Source organism: Pseudomonas sp. B6001, from assembly GCF_013386015.1.
GTDB lineage: Bacteria > Pseudomonadota > Gammaproteobacteria > Pseudomonadales > Pseudomonadaceae > Aquipseudomonas.
In genome coordinates this window covers 77,060-95,068 of sequence record NZ_JACAOX010000007.1, presented here as the reverse complement: position 1 = coordinate 95,068, position 18,009 = coordinate 77,060, and the positions used below count along the sequence as shown (strand labels likewise).

Annotated in this window: 15 protein-coding genes; 10 read left to right on the top strand and 5 right to left on the bottom strand. The window is 61.3% G+C overall.

The genetic code is table 11. The annotated features are described in order from the left end of the window. Window positions 1-45 precede the first annotated feature (45 nt). Window positions 46-660, top strand: coding sequence for a biliverdin-producing heme oxygenase (locus tag HX821_RS09480; protein WP_177035662.1), 615 nt, complete (start codon window positions 46-48; stop codon window positions 658-660). Then, window positions 657-2,885 (top strand): ATP-binding protein, encoded by a 2,229-nt coding sequence (locus HX821_RS09475; RefSeq protein WP_102605925.1) that lies wholly within the window; start codon window positions 657-659, stop codon window positions 2,883-2,885. Before HX821_RS09480 ends, HX821_RS09475 begins: the two co-directional genes overlap by 4 nt. A gap of 360 nt (window positions 2,886-3,245) precedes the next feature. On the opposite strand, the gene HX821_RS09470 is transcribed toward HX821_RS09475, so the two are convergent. Next, complete coding sequence (locus HX821_RS09470) at window positions 3,246-4,565, bottom strand: ATP-binding protein (RefSeq protein ID WP_003210366.1); 1,320 nt, start codon at window positions 4,563-4,565, stop codon at window positions 3,246-3,248. Then, the gene (locus HX821_RS09465; RefSeq protein WP_023659139.1) at window positions 4,562-5,272 is read right to left on the bottom strand and encodes a response regulator; all 711 of its coding nucleotides are present in this window, start codon (window positions 5,270-5,272) and stop codon (window positions 4,562-4,564) included. Before HX821_RS09465 ends, HX821_RS09470 begins: the two co-directional genes overlap by 4 nt. 164 nt (window positions 5,273-5,436) lie before the next feature. Between HX821_RS09465 and HX821_RS09460 the strand changes: the two genes are divergently transcribed. From HX821_RS09460 to HX821_RS09445, 4 genes are all read left to right on the top strand, one after another. Beyond that, window positions 5,437-6,225, top strand: coding sequence for a VacJ family lipoprotein (locus HX821_RS09460; RefSeq protein ID WP_003210369.1), 789 nt, complete (start codon window positions 5,437-5,439; stop codon window positions 6,223-6,225). Next, a complete protein-coding gene (locus HX821_RS09455) occupies window positions 6,215-6,460 on the top strand; it encodes a hypothetical protein (protein WP_177035661.1) in 246 nt (81 codons plus the stop codon). The genes HX821_RS09460 and HX821_RS09455 overlap by 11 nt, the downstream gene beginning before the upstream one ends. A 137-nt stretch (window positions 6,461-6,597) precedes the next feature. Then, entirely contained in the window at window positions 6,598-8,517 is a 1,920-nt protein-coding gene (locus HX821_RS09450) for an alkaline phosphatase D family protein (RefSeq protein ID WP_177035660.1), read from the top strand. A 137-nt stretch (window positions 8,518-8,654) separates the two neighbouring features. Then, on the top strand, window positions 8,655-9,668 hold the full coding sequence (locus HX821_RS09445; RefSeq protein ID WP_023659140.1) for a diguanylate cyclase: 1,014 nt from the start codon (window positions 8,655-8,657) through the stop codon (window positions 9,666-9,668). A gap of 4 nt (window positions 9,669-9,672) precedes the next feature. Here the strand turns inward: HX821_RS09445 and HX821_RS09440 are convergent, their stop codons facing one another. Beyond that, window positions 9,673-10,701, bottom strand: a complete 1,029-nt coding sequence (locus tag HX821_RS09440; RefSeq protein WP_003210376.1) for an amino acid ABC transporter substrate-binding protein — start codon at window positions 10,699-10,701, stop codon at window positions 9,673-9,675. 144 nt (window positions 10,702-10,845) lie between these two features. Here HX821_RS09440 and HX821_RS09435 point away from each other — a divergent pair, with 144 nt between their 5' ends. Further along, window positions 10,846-11,742: a LysR substrate-binding domain-containing protein gene (locus HX821_RS09435; RefSeq protein ID WP_102605928.1), complete on the top strand. Its 897-nt coding sequence runs from the start codon at window positions 10,846-10,848 to the stop codon at window positions 11,740-11,742. Between the two features lie 106 nt (window positions 11,743-11,848). After that, on the top strand, window positions 11,849-13,099 hold the full coding sequence (locus tag HX821_RS09430) for an aspartate aminotransferase family protein (protein ID WP_177035659.1): 1,251 nt from the start codon (window positions 11,849-11,851) through the stop codon (window positions 13,097-13,099). Window positions 13,100-13,143: 44 nt separating this feature from the next. Here HX821_RS09430 and HX821_RS09425 read toward each other — a convergent pair whose 3' ends face one another. Together HX821_RS09425 and HX821_RS09420 are read right to left on the bottom strand one after the other, a co-directional pair. Beyond that, the gene (locus tag HX821_RS09425) at window positions 13,144-13,527 is read right to left on the bottom strand and encodes a DUF1640 domain-containing protein (RefSeq protein WP_003210382.1); all 384 of its coding nucleotides are present in this window, start codon (window positions 13,525-13,527) and stop codon (window positions 13,144-13,146) included. A 1-nt stretch (window position 13,528) separates the two neighbouring features. Next, window positions 13,529-13,786 (bottom strand): hypothetical protein, encoded by a 258-nt coding sequence (locus HX821_RS09420; RefSeq protein ID WP_003210383.1) that lies wholly within the window; start codon window positions 13,784-13,786, stop codon window positions 13,529-13,531. 294 nt (window positions 13,787-14,080) lie between these two features. Here HX821_RS09420 and HX821_RS09415 point away from each other — a divergent pair, with 294 nt between their 5' ends. Both HX821_RS09415 and HX821_RS09410 read left to right on the top strand, forming a co-directional pair. Beyond that, entirely contained in the window at window positions 14,081-15,418 is a 1,338-nt protein-coding gene (locus HX821_RS09415; RefSeq protein ID WP_087695158.1) for a carbohydrate porin, read from the top strand. A 113-nt stretch (window positions 15,419-15,531) separates the two neighbouring features. Then, complete coding sequence (locus HX821_RS09410; RefSeq protein WP_008438499.1) at window positions 15,532-17,949, top strand: glucose/quinate/shikimate family membrane-bound PQQ-dependent dehydrogenase; 2,418 nt, start codon at window positions 15,532-15,534, stop codon at window positions 17,947-17,949. Window positions 17,950-18,009 lie beyond the last annotated feature (60 nt).

Genomic DNA, 18,009 nt, shown 5'->3' with positions numbered 1-18,009 from the left:
AAGCAACCTTACATGGCCAGCAGGCCCCCAGTTCGAGTTTACTGAATGCATTCACAGGCCCATGACGTTGGTGCGCCCCCTGTACTTGAAGCCCTGCGCTCGGGTACCGCTTTACTGCACGTCGCCCTGGAAAAGCGCTTGCCGTTTTTCTCCCCGCAGCTCGATCACACTCGGTATAAACGCCTGCTCCAGGCCTATTACGGGTTCTACAACCCTCTGGAAACGACGCTGCACGACAGCGGCTTGATACCCGTGGGGTTTGATCAGGTGCTGCGTCGCAAAGCTCCCACCTTGCTGACGGATCTTCACGCTCTGGGCCTGGACGCCCGAGCCATCGCCGCCCTTCCCCATTGCATGTCGCTACCGCTCCTCGACACGCCGGCCGCCTGCCTGGGCGCGCTGTATGTGTTGGAAGGCGCCACCCTGGGCGGGCAAATCCTGCGCCGGGAAATGGCCCAGCGCCTGGGACTGGATGCCGACAACGGCGGCGCGTTTCTCAACGTGTACGGCGCTGAAACCGGTCGGCGCTGGAAAGACTTTCTCGACTACCTGAGCCATGTGCCCCTCGATGCGCACGCCAAACTGCGCGCCGTGAACGCGGCCCGCTCGACATTCAGCTGCTTTGAGCAATGGCTCGACAGCCAGGAGGTACTGCTATGAAACCCGAAGATTTTGAAGAGTTGCTTGCCAACTGTGCAGACGAACCCATCCGCTTCCCGGGGGCCATCCAGCCCCACGGTGCGCTGCTGACCCTGTCCGAGCCGGACCTGCATATCGTGCAGGTGAGCGCCAACGTAGCCGAACTGTTCAACCACTCACCGGAATCCCTGCTGGGCCAGCCGCTGCACACATTGATCGGCATTGAACATGCCGAAGCCGTCCGGGCCATGGTCACGCAAAACAGCTTTTTCGACGCCGCACCGCTGCACATGACCCTCAACGGCGCCGAGTTCGAAGGCTTGCTGCACCGCCATCAGGATGTGCTGGTGCTGGAGTTCGAACCACGGCTCAAGGACTTCCAGCCGCGGGCACTCAATGGCCGGACCAGCAACCTGGGCAAGATGCTTCAACGCCTGCAGGCGGCGAAAACCCTGCAAGCGTTGTATGAAATCAGCGTCAACGAAATCCAGGCCATGACCGGCTACGACCGGGTGCTGATTTATCGTTTCGAAGAGGAAGGCCACGGCCAGGTGATCGCCGAAGCGTCCGCCCCGTCGATGGAATTGTTCAACGGCCTGTTCTTCCCGGCGTCTGACATCCCCGAACAAGCCCGGGAGCTGTACCGCACCAATTGGCTGCGGATCATCCCCAATGCCGATTATGAGGCAGTGCCGCTGGTGCCCAGGTTGCGCCCGGACACCGGCCAGCCCCTGGACCTGAGCTTCGCCACCCTGCGCAGCGTGTCGCCGATTCACTGCCAGTACATGAAAAACATGGGGGTGCTGTCGTCCATGAGCATCTCCCTGATGGCCGGCGACAAACTCTGGGGCCTGATCAGTTGCGGCAACCGCCAGCCGCTGCTGGTGCCCAATGATTTGCGCACCGCGTGCCAGACCATCGGCCAGGTGCTGTCGTTGCAGATCAGCGCCATGGAGGCCCTGGACCTAAGCCGCCAGCGCGAAGAAAAAGTCGAGGCCCTGGCCCTGCTCAGCCAGGCCATGCAGGCCTCGCCCGCAAACGTCTTCGATGGCTTGGCGCAGCGTCCGCAATTGCTGATGGACCTGACCCTCGCAGGCGGTGTGGCGATCATCGAAGACAAGCAACTGCACCGTTACGGCAATTGCCCGGAACCTGCGCAGATTCGCGCCCTGCACAAGTGGCTGCAAGAGACCGGGCAGCCGGTGTTTGCCAGCCATAACCTGGCCTCGGTTTACCCGCCGGCGGCTGAATACCAGCACGTAGCCAGTGGCGTGCTGGCCATGAGCTTGCCCAAGCCGGTGGACAACGGCGTGTTGTGGTTTCGTCCCGAAGTGAAGGAAAACATCAACTGGAGCGGCGACCCGAACAAACCCCTGGACCTGGAAAGCACCGACGCGGGCCTGCACCTTCGCCCACGCACCTCGTTTGAAATCTGGAAGGTGGAGATGGCCGGCATTTCCACCAAATGGAGCCACGGTGACCGCTTCGCCGCCAACGACCTGCGCCGCTCGGCCCTGGAAAATGACCTGGCCCGCCAGGTGCTGCGTGAACAACAGGCGGTGCGCGCCCGGGATGAACTGGTGGCGGTGGTTTCCCACGACCTGCGCAACCCGATGACGGTGATCTCGATGCTCTGCGGCATGATGCAAAAGGCCTTCAGTTCCGATGGCCCACACACCTCGCGACGGATTTCCTCGGCCATCGATACCATGCAACAAGCCGCTGGGCGCATGAATGTGCTGCTGGAAGATTTGCTCGACACCTCGAAGATCGAAGCCGGGCGCTACACCGTCAAGCCGGTGGCCCTGGACGTGAGCCAGATGTTCGAGGAGGCCTATTCACTGCTCGCGCCCCTGGCGATGGAAAAGGGCATCGACCTGTCCTTCAATGCCGAACCCGGGCTGCAAATCCATGCCGACCCGGAACGGTTGTTCCAGGTGCTGTCGAACCTGATCGGCAACGCCATCAAGTTCACCCCGCGCCAGGGCAATATCGGCATCAGTGCGTTGAGCAATGGCGAAGAGATTGTGTTTTCGGTGCGTGACTCCGGCGAAGGGATCGCCCCTGATCAGTTGCCTCACGTGTTTGATCGCTACTGGACGCAAACCGAAAACAATCCCACCGGCAGCGGCCTGGGCTTGTACATCACCCAAGGCATCGTGCAGGCTCACGGCGGGCGGATCGAGGCTGAGAGTGAGTTGGGGCGAGGCAGCGAATTTCGGTTTACGGTGCCCAAGCCGGCTTGAAACGGCGCCTCATCGAGACGGCGAAGCATATGGAAACCCAAAGGCCCGGAACGCCGGACCGGGCCAGGGCCACTGATCAGGACGCACTCAAAGGGAGGTGAATGCGCACACTTCACGTCCTTTCTAATGAGAGCCAACATCTATGTCCTTTCCAATCATTGGCAGCGCTTTCCATATCCAATCCTTCAATCAACCCACTCATTCGCCTCAAGCCACTCAACCCGTCCAACCTGTTCAGCCGGCCCTCAAACCAAACGATGAGCCCTCGCGTAGCAGCTCCAACCAGCAAATTTTTCAGTCGAATAGCGGTAATCTGACTGATCTGGGAAAAGGCAATTTGCCGTGAGGGTTTAAGCCTTCCTAAACCGGCAACACCACCACGGCGGCCAACCCGCCGCACGGGCGATTTTCCAGGGTCAGCGTTCCACCGTGTTCCAGGACGATCGCCCGTGCCGTGGAGAGTCCCAAACCGACACCCCCGGTACTTTTATTGCGTGAACCTTCCAGACGAAAGAACGGCAGGAATACCTGCTCATGCTGCTCCTGCGGGATGCCCGGGCCACGGTCCAGCACCCGCACCGTCACCCTTCCCGGGCTCTGTTGCAGCTCAATCTGCGGCGCCAGCCCGTAGTGGATCGCATTGTCCATCAGGTTGGTCATCACTCGCTTGAGCCCCAGCGGACGACCGAAATACACCAGCCGTGGCGGGCCATTGAAGCCGATGTCGATGGACTGATCGCGGTAGTCGTCAATCAGCGTTTGCAGCAACTCCGCAAGGTCCAGTTGGGTGGCCTGTTCCAGGCGCGCATCGTCGCGAAAGAATTCCAGCGCGGTGTTGATCATCGCCTGCATCTCGTCGACATCCCGGAACAGGCGGTGCTGCTGGTCGGCATCTTCGATGAATTCCCCCCGCAGGCGCAGGCGGGTCAGCGGCGCACGCAGGTCATGGGAAATCGCGGCGAGCATCTGGGTGCGGTCCTGGATGAAGTGCTGCAACTGCGCCTGCATGCCGTTGAACGCGAGAATCGCCTGGCGGATTTCCTGGGGGCCGACCGGCTCGATAGGCGGCGCACGAAAGTCGGCGCCGAAACGTCGCACACCCTGGGCGAAATACTGCAGCGGCCGGGCCAGGCGCCGGGTGGCGATCAGCGTGACCAGCGCGGTGGAAATCAGTACCAGCATCAGCACGATCAGGCTTCGCGGGCCTTCCGCCAGGCCCCAGCTGCGCGACGGCGCGCTGAACATCAGCCAGGATTCATCCACCAGTTGCACCACCAGCGCATAGCGCCCGCCGGGGCCAGGCCAGTCGGACGGTTCGTAGGCTTCCATTCGCCGCTCCGGCCCCTTGAGCAGCTGCTTGAACACCTGGTCGGAGTGAAACCCCGGGTCTTCCAGAACCGGCACATCAATGCCTGTGCGGGTGGCCGACCAACTCACATTGAAGCTGTCATCGGCCACTGCCCGAGTCAGTTGCGCGCGCTGGGACGGCTCTGCCGCTTCGATCATCCGCACGATCACCGCGACCTTCTCCAACAGGCCGGTTTCACCCAACGGCGGCCTGGCCCAAACGCCAGCCAGTTGCACAAACAGCGCATTGAAGGCCAGCGCAGTGAGCATCGCAATCAGGATGGTCAGGGCAATCCAGCGGGCCACGGTGTCCCGAGGTTTGAAGCGGCTCATGAGCGGGTCACCGCGACGGTGAACTGGTAACCACCGTTGCGCACGGTACGAATCATCGCCGGGCGCTTGGTGTCGAACTCCAGCTTGCGTCGCAGGCGGCTGACCTGTACGTCGATGCTGCGGTCGAAGGCGTCGTGGCTATGGCCCCGCGCCAGGTTCAGCAATTGCTCGCGGGTGAGCACGCGCTGCGGGTGTTCGACGAACACCAGCAGCAGGTCGAACTCCCCGGACGACAACGGGATCATCACCTGGTCCGGCGAGCGCAACTCACGGCGCGTCAGGTCCAGTTGCCAGCCGGCGAAACGAATCAGCGGGCGCGACACGTCGCCCAACGTCGGCCGGTTTTCACCCGCCCGACGCAGTACGGCGCGCACCCGGGCAAGTAATTCACGGGCATCGAAAGGTTTGCTCAGGTAATCATCGGCGCCCATTTCCAGGCCCACCACGCGATCACTCAGTTCGCCCATGGCGGTCAGCATGATCACCGGTGTTGCGTATTGCTGGCGCAGGCGCTGGCACAGCAACAGGCCGTTATCCCCCGGCAGCATCAGGTCGAGGATGATCAGGTCGGCAGGTGTACGCTCCATGGCCGCCCACAGCTCGGCGCCATTGGCGGCGGTCTCGACCGTGTAGCCATGTTGCAGGAAGAATTTCTTCAGCAGGGCGAGGACCTCGAGGTCATCGTCCACGATTAAAAGATGGCTCACCGATGGGCATCACTTGGTCTTGTCGATGCGCCATCTAAAACCATTCGACGCGGCCCGTCATATATTTCAATCGTGCAATAAAGCGTCAACGGCGCAATAAAGCAGACATCTTTGCGCAAGCTGCGGCTGCCAGCATCGGCTTCCTTTTCCCGGAGACTGACCCCATGCGCTCGCTGACGTATCCCCAGCACCTGGCTCGCCAGGCGGTGTTGTTGCTGACTGTGTCTTACCTCACAGGCTGCGCGAGCCCGGCCAACGTAACGAGTACCACACGCTGCGCACAGGTTTCCTACCCGGTGTATGACCCCGCCGAACCAGTCAACCGGGGCGTGTTCGCCTTCAACCGCGCGGTGGATGACTACGCCCTGGCGCCTGTAGCCCGAGGCTACCGATACATGCCGGAGTTTTTCCAGCAGGGTGTGCATAACTTCGCCAGCAACTTCAGCGAGCCCAAGGTCTTCATCAACGACCTGCTGCAAGGCAACCCACGGCGTTCGATCAACACCCTGGGACGTTTTGCGGTGAACACCACCGTGGGGATCGTCGGCTTGATTGATGTCTCGGACCCGCTGGGCATCCCTCGCCACACCGCCGATTTCGGCCAGACCTTTGGCGTGTGGGGGATTGGCAACGGGCCGATTGTCGAACTGCCGTTGCTGGGCACCGGCAACAGCCGCGATGCGGCGGGCAAGGTCCTGAACTTCCTGGTGGCGCCGCTGGGCGACAGCGATACCGTGCAAACCCTGGGCACCATCAGCCTGGTGGGTGGCACAGTGGACACGCGCGCCTCGTTGCTGCCGCTGACCGACAGCCTGCAAAAGCTGCCGGACTACTACAGTGCCTTGCGTAACGTGGTGGCCGAACACCGCGCGGCCTTTGTGCTGGAGGGCAAGCAGGGGGCGACGTCGCCTCAGGCCGATAATTGTGCACAGGGAGCCGGCGATGATTTCTGAATCAAGCTCACTGGTCCTGCAACGTCAGGTTCGTAAACGCGGGACCAGCGCCCTGCTCTGCCGGGAGACCCGCCTGAGCCTGTCGTCGGAGCAGGGCCGCCTGGTGCTGAGCCGCTATGTCGAACGGTACAGCCCGCAGGGTGTGCGCTGGGTCGAGCGCCAGCACAGTGTGGCCCTGGCCGAACTGCTGCGCTGGATGATTGCCGAAGGCGAGACCTGCGCCACGCAGTCATGATTTGAGATGAAAGGTTTATAGCCCGGGCCAGTGGGCGCCGGGTAATTTGCCGCTCGCCCGGGTATCGCGCCTTAACAAAACGCTGACATTCAATGCGTTACCTTTTCGGCCCAACCTTGCCCAGAGCCGTTGCCTTGATGCCTCACCCCGACACACTTCCCGCTGTACTCGCCGGCCCGTTGCTGCGACGCCTGGAACCGCGGCGCCTGGTGATGTGGCTGGTGGGAAGTCGTCCCCTGGCATTGACCCTGAGGCTGCAAGTCGCCCAAGGCGCGGCGCTCGATATCGAGTTGGACGCCAGCCAATGCAAGGTGGTGCCCGTCGGGCGCCAGGCCTTTATCCACCTGATCGACGTACCGCTGGCGGAAGCCCTGCCCCAGGACGTGAGCATCAGCTACGACCTGCTGGTAAACCGTGCCGGTATCGCCGAATGGGCGCCGCACCTGCTCTACCCGGGCGCACAAGGCCCGCATTTCGTCCTGCACAGCCGCATCCACCAATTGGTCCACGGTTCCTGCCGCAAGCCCCATCACAGCGCAGCCGACGGTTTGCTGTGTGTCGACCGGCTGCTGGCCGAATCGAACACCCTGGAGGAACGCCCGGCCTTGTTGATGATGAGTGGCGACCAGGTCTACGCCGACGATGTCGCGGGGCCGATGCTGCGGGCCATTCATGCGCTGATCACGCGCCTCGGCCTGTTCGATGAACACCTCGACGGTGCCGTCGTCGACAACAGCGCCGCGCTTTATGAGCATGCCGCCAGCTACTACCATCGAGCCGACCTGTTGCCCGCCCTGAAGAGCAACGAGACCCTGCGCGAGCGTTTTTTTGGCGGGGTGAAGAAGCCTATTTTCACCAGCAGCAGCGCCGACAACCACCTGGTGACTTTTGCCGAAGTCATGGCGATGTACCTGCTGGCGTGGTCGCCCGTACCGTGGCAGCTGATCGCACCGCAAGCGCCGCAACTGCGCGCCGAAGGGCACGTACGCTATGGGCACGAGCAAGTGCAGATCGACACGTTCCGTGACGGCCTGGGTGGCGTGGCCAGGGTGTTCGCCCACCTCTCCTGCCTGATGATCTTCGACGATCACGACATCACCGACGACTGGAACCTCAGCGCCCAATGGGAAGAAACCGCCTACGGGCATCCGTTCTCCAAGCGCATCATCGGCAACGCACTGCTGGCCTACATGCTGTGCCAGGGCTGGGGCAATAACCCGGATGCGTTCGATACGGTGATCGGCAAAACCCTGGCGCTCACCACACAGGCCCACGACAACTACCTGCAGCCTGTCGCTCAAGATGAGCTGGTGGATGACCTGCTGAAGTTCCAGCAATGGCATTACGTGCTGCCCACCACCCCCGCACTGGTAGTGCTCGACACCCGTACCCGGCGCTGGCGCAGCGAGTTCAACCTCAAGCAACCCTCCGGCCTGCTGGACTGGGAAGCACTGAGCGAACTGCAACAGGAGCTGCTGGATCACCCTTGCGCGATCATCGTTTCACCGGCGCCGATCTTCGGCGTCAAGCTGATCGAAACCGTGCAGAAGGCCTTCAGCTGGTGCGGCTACCCGCTGTTGGTGGACGCGGAAAACTGGATGGCCCACCGCGGCGCGGCACAGGTGATCCTCAACATCTTTCGTCACTCCCGCACACCGGGCAACTACGTGATCCTCTCGGGAGACGTGCACTACTCGTTCGTCTATGAAGTGCTGATTCGCCACCGCAATGCCGGTCCAAAAATCTGGCAGATCACCAGCAGCGGCATCAAGAACGAATTCCCGCCGCGCTTGCTGGAATGGTTCGACCGTCTCAATCGATGGCTCTACTCACCGCGCTCACCGCTGAACTGGTTCACCCGTCGCCGACTCATGCAGGTAGTGCCGCATATTCCGGAACACGCTGAAGCGGGCGAACGGCTCTGGAATTCTGCCGGGATCGGGCAGGTGTTTTTTAACCGGCAGGGGCAGCCTGAGGCGATTTATCAGCACAATGCCAATGGGGCGCCCAGGACCAGGATGGCGGCGCCTGATCAGAAGCTGAACCCAAACAAGTAGTGGCTTTTAGCCACACTCTCACTAGACCAAAGACCCCCTTCTAAGCGCCAAGGCGCCGTTGTACAGTACCGCCAGCCACGGAGTATCGGCATCAATTTTGGCTGGCCCCAGGAGCCAGTCCACGCAGGGAGTGCGCAATGGACGATACATCCGGCAGCGAACCGTCAAGGAAGGACTTTTGCGACCTTAACGCCGACATGCTGCATGCCATCATGGAGCTGGTCAGCGACGGGATCTGGGACTGGAACGCCAACACCGGGTTCGTCTACCGCAACCCCGGCTGGTACGAAATGCTCGGCTATGCCCATCACTCCCTGGAAAACAGCGTATTCACCTGGGAAAACGTGATTCATCCCGATGACTATCCCCAAGTGATGGTGCTGTTTGATAACTACATCAACCGCCGCACCACTCACTATCAAGCCGAATACCGCTGCCGCAAGAAAGACGGCTCCTACCTGTGGATCGAAGACCGCGGCTACGTGATCGCACGTAACGACGACGGCTCGGTGGCACGCATGGTCGGCGCCCACCGCAGTATCCAGGCGCGCAAACAGTCCATCGAACAGCTGGAGCGCCGCAATCAATCCCTTGAAGCCCTGGTGGCCGAGCGCACCCGCGAGCTGTCGCGGGTCAATCAACAACTGCAGTTGCAACTGGACGAGAATCGCTCCCTGGCCGAACGCGACGCCTTGACTCGCGTGGCCAATCGTTACCGCCTTGAACGCGTCCTGCTGGAAGAGTGCGCTCGCGCCCAACGGTTTCGCCTGCCGCTGTCGCTGATCGCCATGGACATTGACGACTTCAAGCCCATCAACGATCAGCACGGCCATGCCGTAGGCGATGAAACCCTGGTGCGCGTGGTGGAATGCCTGGAGGCCTGCATTCGCCACGGCGACTTGCTGGCCCGCTGGGGCGGCGATGAATTCATGGTCATCGTGCCCAAAAGCACGTTGGAGACCGCGCGGGAATTGGCCGAGCGAATGCGCTGTGCGCTCAAGGACTTGCCCGCCGTGGGCAGCTTCAAGGTGACGTTGAGCCTCGGCGTGGTAGAGCGACGCAACGATGAGTCACCCGCCTGCCTGATGGCCAGGGCCGATCAGGCGTTGTATCGCTCCAAGGCGGCGGGCAAGGACACGGTTTCTTCGTGAAACCTCAGCGAACCGGCGGCGCGTACTGGATCCCGCCGTTGCTCCACAGGGCATTAAGGCCGCGCTTGATCTTCAGCACGCTGCCCTGGCCGATGTTGCGCTCGAACACCTCGCTGTAGTTGCCCACTTGCTTGACGATCTGCACGACCCAGTCCTTGCGCAGTTTCAGGTCCTTGCCGTAGTCACCGTCTGCGCCGAGCAAACGGGCGACGTCCGGGTTCTTGCTGGACTTGGCTTGCTCTTCAACGTTCTGCGAAGTGATGCCCATTTCCTCGGCATTGAGCATGGCGAACAACGTCCACTTGACGATGCTGAACCACTCGTCGTCGCCCTTGCGCACCAGCGGGCCCAATGGCTCCTTGGAAATCACTTCCGGCAACACCACGAACTCATCCGGGTGAGCCATCTTGATCCGCTGGGCGTACAGCCCCGACTGGTCGGTGGTGAGCACGTCGCAGCGGCCCGCTTCGAGGCCCTTGGCACTTTCGTCAGCAGTGTCGAAGGTAATCGGCGTGTACTTCAGGCCGTTGGCGCGGAAGTAATCCGAGACGTTCAGCTCGGTGGTGGTGCCGGCCTGGATGCAGATGGTCGCGCCGTCCAGGTCCTTGGCGCTCTTCACACCGAGCTTGGTGTTCACCAGGAACCCGATGCCGTCGTAGTAGGTCACGCCGGTGAACACCATGCCCATGCCCGCGTCACGGGAACTGGTCCAGGTGGTGTTGCGGGAAATCAGATCGATCTCGCCGGATTGCAACGCAGTGAAACGCTCTTTGGCGGTCAACTGGCTGAACTTCACTTTCGACGCGTCACCAAAGAGTGCTGCGGCGACGGCGTGGCACACGTCCACATCAATGCCGGTCATCTTGCCGTTGGCGTCCGGCACGCCAAAACCCGGCAACCCATCACTGACCCCACACTGGATAAAACCCTTCTTCTGGATCGCATCCAGGGTCGCCCCTGCGTGGGCGCTCCCTGCCAGTCCCAGTAATGCTGCGGCGGTGAATGCCGCCAACGTGGATTTCATGTGCTTCATGCAAGGCGCTCCCTGTCGGTCTTTATTATTCGGCGCCACAAACCCGCGCCGTTTATAGTGTTGCCGGTCAGTATCAACGGCTTTACACCTTGGCCACAAACGACGTTTAGGCAAAGGCTCCTTCCGATTTGGAATGAACTTCTCATGATCTCGAAACGCTTGACCCCTTCGATGACCGCCCTGCAGTGCTTCGAAGCCGCCGCCCGCCACCTGAGTTTCACCCGCGCTGCCGAAGAACTGCACCTGACCCAGAGCGCGGTGAGCAAGCAGGTGGCACAGCTCGAAGAGATGCTCTGCCACCCGCTGTTCCAGCGAGTACGCCAGCGCTTGTACCTGTCGCCGGCGGGCTCGCTGTACCTGGAGGAAGTACGCAAGATCCTCAACCAGGTGGATATTTCCAGCCGCTACATCCTCACCTACGGTGGCGAGACCGAAGTGCTGCGCATCGCCACCCAGCCGACCTTCGGTGACCGCTGGCTGGTGCCCAAGCTCAAGGATTTTGCCGCGCGCCATCCCAATATCCATCTGGACGTGCGCAACGAACTGGAGCCGTTCGACGTGTTGCAGGCCAAGGCGGATATCGCGTTTTTCTTCGGCCAGGGAGCGTGGCCGGGGGCAACTTGCATCGAGTTGTTTCGCGAAGCCGTGGTGCCGGTCTGTGCCCCCGGGTTTGTTGCCGCTGGCAGCGACGCCTCGTCCCGCCACACCTTGCTGCAATGCACCTCGCGCCCGGAAGCCTGGCACGAGTGGTTTCTGGAACAGGGCCTGCACTCGCAAAACAGCTACCACGGGCCGCGTTTCGACACGTTCTACATGTGCATCCGCGCCGCGCAATCGGGGTACGGCGTGGCGTTGGTGCCGCAGTATCTGGTGGCCGAGGAATTGGCGAACGCCAGCCTGATGATCCCCTGGGATTACAGAATGCCGAGTGCCGGCGCGCACTTTATCGCCCATGCCGAACATGCCGGGGAGATCCCGAAAGTGAAGGCGTTCCTGAACTGGATGGTGGATGTGGCGAAGGAGCTTGCTCCCTCGCCATAGCACATCCCGACTTTTAATAATGACCCGGCGACTTTATTTCGTTTGCGGGGCAAGGCGGCTCACGGCTTAGATAAAAGGACGCATCCTATTCTTGAGTCCCGGATCCATGAGCCGCCAAACCATCAGCCAGTCGATTTCCATCGTCCACCCCATCAGCCTCAGCCATGGCCGGAACGCCGAAGTCTGGGACACCACCGGCAAGCGCTTCATCGATTTCGTCGGCGGCATCGGCGTGCTCAACCTGGGCCACTGCCACCCGCGTGTGGTGGAGGCGATCCGCGACCAGGCCACCAGGCTCACCCACTACGCCTTCAATGCTGCGCCTCACGCGCCCTACATCGAACTGATGGACCGTCTTACCGCATTCATCCCGGTGGATTACCCGGTCAGTGGCATGCTCACCAACAGTGGCGCGGAAGCGGCGGAAAACGCCCTGAAAATTGTCCGCGGCGCCACTGGCCGCACCGCCGTCATCGCCTTTGACGGTGCGTTTCACGGGCGCACGCTGGCGACGCTCAACCTCAATGGCAAGGTCGCGCCCTACAAGCAAAAAGTCGGCGTATTGCCGGGGCCGGTGTTCCACCTGCCCTACCCCAGCCGCGATAACGGCGTGACCTGCGGCGAAGCACTCAAGGCGATGGACCGCCTGTTCAGCGTGGAAATCGACGTCGACGACGTGGCCTGTTTCATCATCGAACCGGTGCAGGGCGAAGGTGGTTTCCTGGCGCTGGACGTGGAATTTGCCCAGGCCCTGCGACGCTTCTGCGATGAAAAAAACATCCTGTTGATTGCCGATGAAATCCAGTCCGGCTTCGGCCGCACCGGCCAGCGCTTCGCCTTCTCACGCCTGGGCATCGAACCGGACCTGATCCTGCTGGGCAAAAGCATCGCCGGCGGTGTGCCGTTGGGTGCGGTGGTGGGTCGCAAGACATTGCTCGACAACCTGCCCAAAGGCGGCCTCGGCGGCACCTACTCCGGTAACCCGATTGCCTGCGCGGCGGCCTTGGCCACCCTGGATGAAATGACGGACGAGCACCTGCAAGGTTGGGGCACGCAGCAGGAAGAAGCGATCGTCAGTCGCTATGAATCATGGTGTTCGAAAAGGCTCTCCCCCTACCTCGGCCGCTTGACCGGCGTGGGCGCCATGCGTGGCATCGAACTGGCCAACGCCGACGGCAGCCCGGCGCCACAACAACTGACCCAGCTGCTGGCACTGGCCCGCGAGGCGGGTTTGTTGCTGATGCCCAGCGGCAAATCGCGGCATATCATCCGCCTGCTGGCGCCGTTGACGATTGAAGCGGCGGTGCTGGAGGAAGGGCTGGATATTCTTGAAGAGTGTTTGGCGAAGTTGGCTTAAAAACCAAAAAGCCCGGCGGGAAGCCGGGCTTCGAACGGAAAACGTCAGTGGACGAGTCGGGCGACGCCAAAGGCGATGGCAGACAAGGCGCCAGCTGTTCCGACAAACCATTTCAGCAGTCGGGTTTCCAACGATTGCATATCCGTTCTGAAATTGGCGATTGAGAGATCCAACCTGGAGGTTGCTTCGAGCAGGTCTATTTTGGTCTGCATCAGATCGGACTTGGTGGCCATGTGCTCCTGCATGCCATCCAGCTTCGTCTCGACGCGCTCCAATCTTGCCTCAACTTGTGAAATACGCTTTTCCAAATCGTTTTCTCCTCCGTTGCCCCCACCGCCTGCGCCGCCTTTGCGGTCGTAGCCTGATGACGAACCTTGACGGTACTCCTGGCGAAGATAGCTCACATTATCCTTGAGGTCATTCGCCATTTCAGGCCTCCTTCTTTTGGGTCAAAGCATTCAGTCCATCAGCTACACCCTCCATGCAGTCGATAAACTCATTCAGCTTCACCCATGCTTCATCTGCCGCCTGTTTTACATCCACGTCTTCACTATGTTTGAGCGCACCGGACAAGCTAATGATGCCGGAGCCGAGCCTAGCAATTGCACTGTGATACTGACCGAGAATAATGACTAGTTCCCCGGCTGTTACGGCCTTTGCCTCACCTACGTTGTCGTCGCCTTCCATGTCGACCCCCCATCTGTTTTGGTGACGCAGATAACCACGCCCTCAAACACAAACCAACGCACAGATTGCTACCAAATCCGACGATCCAGCGCACTATTACCAAATCCGAAAGAATCCATCTTCCGTTTAGCCCTTTCTCTCCCCGCGCCAGGGCTTTATCCTTGTCAGCAACAAACTGAAACGTTTCATCATTCCACCAAACCATCGACCGCCCGTGTTCAACGCCCTTGTGCGAACGCGCCAGGCCGCTGTTTGCGTTTCAAAACCATAAAATATTAAGACCCCATTTTGCCTATGCCTGCTTTCCCAAACCTGCGCCTGTGCGCTGCGCTGTTACCGTTCGGCCTGATCAACTGTGCCCAGGCCGCACCTGCCTTTGACGCTGAATCACCGTGGATGCTGGGTGATTTCGGCGGCACTCGGACAGCGCTGTCTCAACTAGGCTACGACTTCAAATTCGACTACACCGGCGAAATGGGCAGCAACCTGCACGGCGGCTCGGATCACGACCGCACTGCGCGCTACAGCGACCAATTCGGCCTGGGCACGCACCTGGATCTGCAGAAGATCCTCGGCTGGCACGACGCCGAGTTCCAGTTGACGGTGACCGAGCGCAGCGGCAACAACATCACCAATGACCGGGTCAACGATCCGCGTGTGGGCGGTTTTACCTCGTCCCAGGAAGTCTGGGGCCGTGGCCAGACCTGGCGCCTGACGCAGATGTGGTACCAGCAGAAATTCTTCGACCAAAAGCTCGACATCAAGGCCGGGCGCTTTGGCGAAGGTGAAGACTTCAACAGCTTCCCCTGCGACTTCCAGAACCTCGCATTCTGCGGCTCGCAGGTCGGTAACTGGGTTGGCAGCATCTGGTACAACTGGCCGGTGAGCCAGTGGGCGTTGCGGGTCAAATATCACCTGACGCCCGAGTTGTACGCCCAGGTCGGCGCCTACGAACAGAACCCGTCCAACCTCGATCGCGGCAACGGCTTCAAGCTCAGCGGCAGCGGCACCCAAGGCGCCCTGCTCCCGGTTGAACTGGTATGGACGCCTACGCTGAACGGCCTGCCCGGCGAATACCGCGCCGGCTACTACTACAGCAGCGCCAAGGCCAGCGATGTGTATAAAGACCGCAACGACCAGCCGGCAGCCCTCAGCGGCGAGGCCTATCGCAGCGCCTCCAGCAAGCACGGGGTGTGGCTGGGGGTGCAGCAGCAAGTCACCAGCCTGGCCAGCGACCATTCGCGGGGCTTGAACGTGTTCGCCAACGGCACGATGCACGACAAGAAAACCAACGCTGTGGATAACTACGTGCAAGCCGGCGTGGTCTACAAGGGCCTGTTCGACGCCCGCGCCAAGGACGATATCGGTTTCGCCGTGGCCCGGGTGCACGTCAACCCGGCCTACCGCAAGAATGCCGAGGCAAGCAACCAGGCCCACGCGGTATACGACTTCGATGACCCATCCTACCTGCCGATTCAACACACGGAATACAGCGCTGAGCTCTATTACGGCATCCATGTCACCCAGTGGCTGACGGTGCGCCCGAACCTGCAATACATCCGTCACCCCGGAGCCGTGGCCCAGGTGGATGACGCGCTCATCGGCGGGATCAAGCTGCAAAGCTCATTCTGACGTTGTAAGTAAATTCTGAAGAAAACGAATTAGCCCTGAACCAAGCCTGCGCCGGAACGTCATCTACAGTGAACTGTGCGCAATCAATTCAAAACGTAACGGAGAACCACACTATGAGCACTGATGGTGCTTCAAGTCCAAGTCGCCTGCTGCCCAGGCTGCTGGGGATCTTGCTGCTGATAATGGGCCTGGCCTTATTGGCCGGGGGGATCAAGCTGAGCATGCTCGGCGGGTCGCTGTATTACCTGCTGGCCGGTCTCGGCATCACCGTCACAGGCCTGTTGCTGCTGGCTACACGCCGTGCGGCGCTGGGCTTGTACGCACTGGTGCTGTTTGCCAGCACCGTATGGGCGCTGTGGGAAGTCGGCCTGGACTGGTGGCAACTGGTACCGCGCCTGGCCCTGCTGTTTGCCCTCGGCATCGTCATGCTGCTCCCGTGGTTCCGCCGTCCGTTGCTGCGTGGCCAAGCCTCGCCGCTGGGCACTGGCGCGCTGAGCGTCGCCGTCGTACTGGCCGGCGCCGCTGCATTGGCCAGCCAATTCACCGACCCGGGCGCCATGGTCAAGAAAGGCCAGCTGGACCGCGATGCGGTACCGGGCATGGCCAGCACTGCGCCGGCCCAGGCTGATGGTGACTGGAACTCCTACGGCCGTTCGGCCTTCGGTGATCGTTACTCGCCACTCGCACAGATCACTCCGGAAAACGCCCACAAGCTGGTTCCAGCCTGGACCTTCCGTACTGGCGACATCCCTGGCCCAGGCGATCCCGGTGAAACCACCGCGGAAAACACCCCGCTGAAAGTCAACGGCATGCTCTACGTGTGCACGCCCCACAGCCAGGTGATTGCCCTGGACCCGGACACCGGCAAGGAAATCTGGCGTTTCGACCCGAAGATCAGCAGCGAAGGTGCTGCCAACTTCAAGGGTTGGGCGCACATGACCTGCCGTGGCGTGTCGTATCACGATGACGCGGTCTATGCCTCGGAACAGAGCCCGACTGGCAGCGCCAGCCCGGCCGCCGCGCCGAATGCCTGCCCGAAACGCATCTTCGTCCCTACCGCCGACACCCGTCTGATCGCCCTGAACGCCGACACCGGCAAGATGTGCGAAGACTTCGGTGACAAAGGCCAGATCGACTTGCGTGCCAACATCGGCACCTTCGCCCCGGGCGGTTACTACTCCACCTCGCCACCGGCCGTTACCAAGAACCTGGTGGTAATCGGCGGTCACGTGACCGACAACGTCTCCACCGACGAGCCTAGCGGCGTGATCCGTGCGTTCGACGTGCACACCGGCAAGCTGGTGTGGAATTGGGACAGCGGCAACCCGGACGACACCACCCCGTTGGCCGAGGGCAAGACTTACACCCGCAACTCGCCAAACATGTGGTCGATGTTCGCGGTGGACGAAAAACTCGGCATGCTCTACCTGCCGATGGGTAACCAGATGCCCGACCAGTACGGCGGCGACCGGACTCCGGACTCCGAGAAGTACAGCGCCGGCCTGACTGCCCTGGACATCGACAGCGGCCACGTGAAGTGGACCTTCCAGTTCACTCACCATGACCTGTGGGACATGGACGTGGGCGGCCAGCCTTCGCTGATCGACATCAAGACCGCTGACGGCGTGAAGCAAGCGGTGATGGCGTCGACCAAGCAAGGCAGCATCTACGTGATCGACCGCTCGAACGGTCAGCCTGTAGTGCCGATCAATGAAATCCCTGTACCGCAAGGCGCAGTGGCCGGCGATCACACCGCACCGACCCAACCGAAGTCCGACCTGAACTTCATGCCACCGCCCCTCAAGGAGCGTGACATGTGGGGCGTGACGCCGTTCGACCAGATGCTGTGCCGGATTGACTTCAAATCCATGCGCTACGACGGTCCGTTCACCCCGCCATCGCTGCAGGGCTCGATCGTTTACCCAGGTAACTTCGGCGTGTTCGACTGGGGTGGCATTTCCGTCGACCCGGTTCGCCAGATCGCGTTCGTGAACCCAAGCTACATGGCGTTCAAATCGAAACTGATCCCGGCCGCCGACATTGCCAAGCAAGGCCCACGGGTCAGCGAAACCGAAGGCGTGCAGCCGAACAAAGGCGCGCCATACGGTGTGATCCTCGAAGCCATGCTGTCGCCACTGGGCCTGCCGTGCCAGGCGCCGGCGTGGGGTTATGTGGCCGCGGTCGACCTGACCAACCACCAGACCATCTGGATGCACAAGAACGGCACCGTGCGTGACAGCTCGCCGGTTCCGATTCCACTGACCATGGGCGTGCCAAGCCTGGGCGGGACTTTTACCACCGCCGGTGGCGTGTCCTTCCTCAGCGGTACCCTTGACCAGTACCTGCGTGCCTATGACGTGAAAAACGGCAAGCAGTTGTGGGAAGGCCGCCTGCCAGCAGGCGCGCAAACCACACCAATGACCTACACCGGCAAGGACGGCAAGCAGTACGTGCTGGTCATGGCCGGCGGTCATGGTTCCCTGGGCACCAAGCAGGGTGACTATGTGATGGCGTTCAAACTGCCGGATTAAGCAAAACCGGCAGTAAGAAAAAGGCGGCTACCTAAGTGGGTAGCCGCCTTTTTTTATGCG

Coding starts and splice junctions, on each gene's coding strand:
- HX821_RS09455 (WP_177035661.1), top strand. CDS start 6,215: ATGATTTCTGAATCAAGCTCACTGGTCCTGCAACGTCAGGTTCGTAAA.
- HX821_RS09475 (WP_102605925.1), top strand. CDS start 657: ATGAAACCCGAAGATTTTGAAGAGTTGCTTGCCAACTGTGCAGACGAA.
- HX821_RS09425 (WP_003210382.1), bottom strand. CDS start 13,527: ATGGCGAATGACCTCAAGGATAATGTGAGCTATCTTCGCCAGGAGTAC.
- HX821_RS09420 (WP_003210383.1), bottom strand. CDS start 13,786: ATGGAAGGCGACGACAACGTAGGTGAGGCAAAGGCCGTAACAGCCGGG.
- HX821_RS09430 (WP_177035659.1), top strand. CDS start 11,849: ATGAGCCGCCAAACCATCAGCCAGTCGATTTCCATCGTCCACCCCATC.
- HX821_RS09450 (WP_177035660.1), top strand. CDS start 6,598: ATGCCTCACCCCGACACACTTCCCGCTGTACTCGCCGGCCCGTTGCTG.
- HX821_RS09470 (WP_003210366.1), bottom strand. CDS start 4,565: ATGAGCCGCTTCAAACCTCGGGACACCGTGGCCCGCTGGATTGCCCTG.
- HX821_RS09410 (WP_008438499.1), top strand. CDS start 15,532: ATGAGCACTGATGGTGCTTCAAGTCCAAGTCGCCTGCTGCCCAGGCTG.
- HX821_RS09480 (WP_177035662.1), top strand. CDS start 46: ATGCATTCACAGGCCCATGACGTTGGTGCGCCCCCTGTACTTGAAGCC.
- HX821_RS09440 (WP_003210376.1), bottom strand. CDS start 10,701: ATGAAGCACATGAAATCCACGTTGGCGGCATTCACCGCCGCAGCATTA.
- HX821_RS09445 (WP_023659140.1), top strand. CDS start 8,655: ATGGACGATACATCCGGCAGCGAACCGTCAAGGAAGGACTTTTGCGAC.
- HX821_RS09460 (WP_003210369.1), top strand. CDS start 5,437: ATGCGCTCGCTGACGTATCCCCAGCACCTGGCTCGCCAGGCGGTGTTG.
- HX821_RS09435 (WP_102605928.1), top strand. CDS start 10,846: ATGATCTCGAAACGCTTGACCCCTTCGATGACCGCCCTGCAGTGCTTC.
- HX821_RS09415 (WP_087695158.1), top strand. CDS start 14,081: ATGCCTGCTTTCCCAAACCTGCGCCTGTGCGCTGCGCTGTTACCGTTC.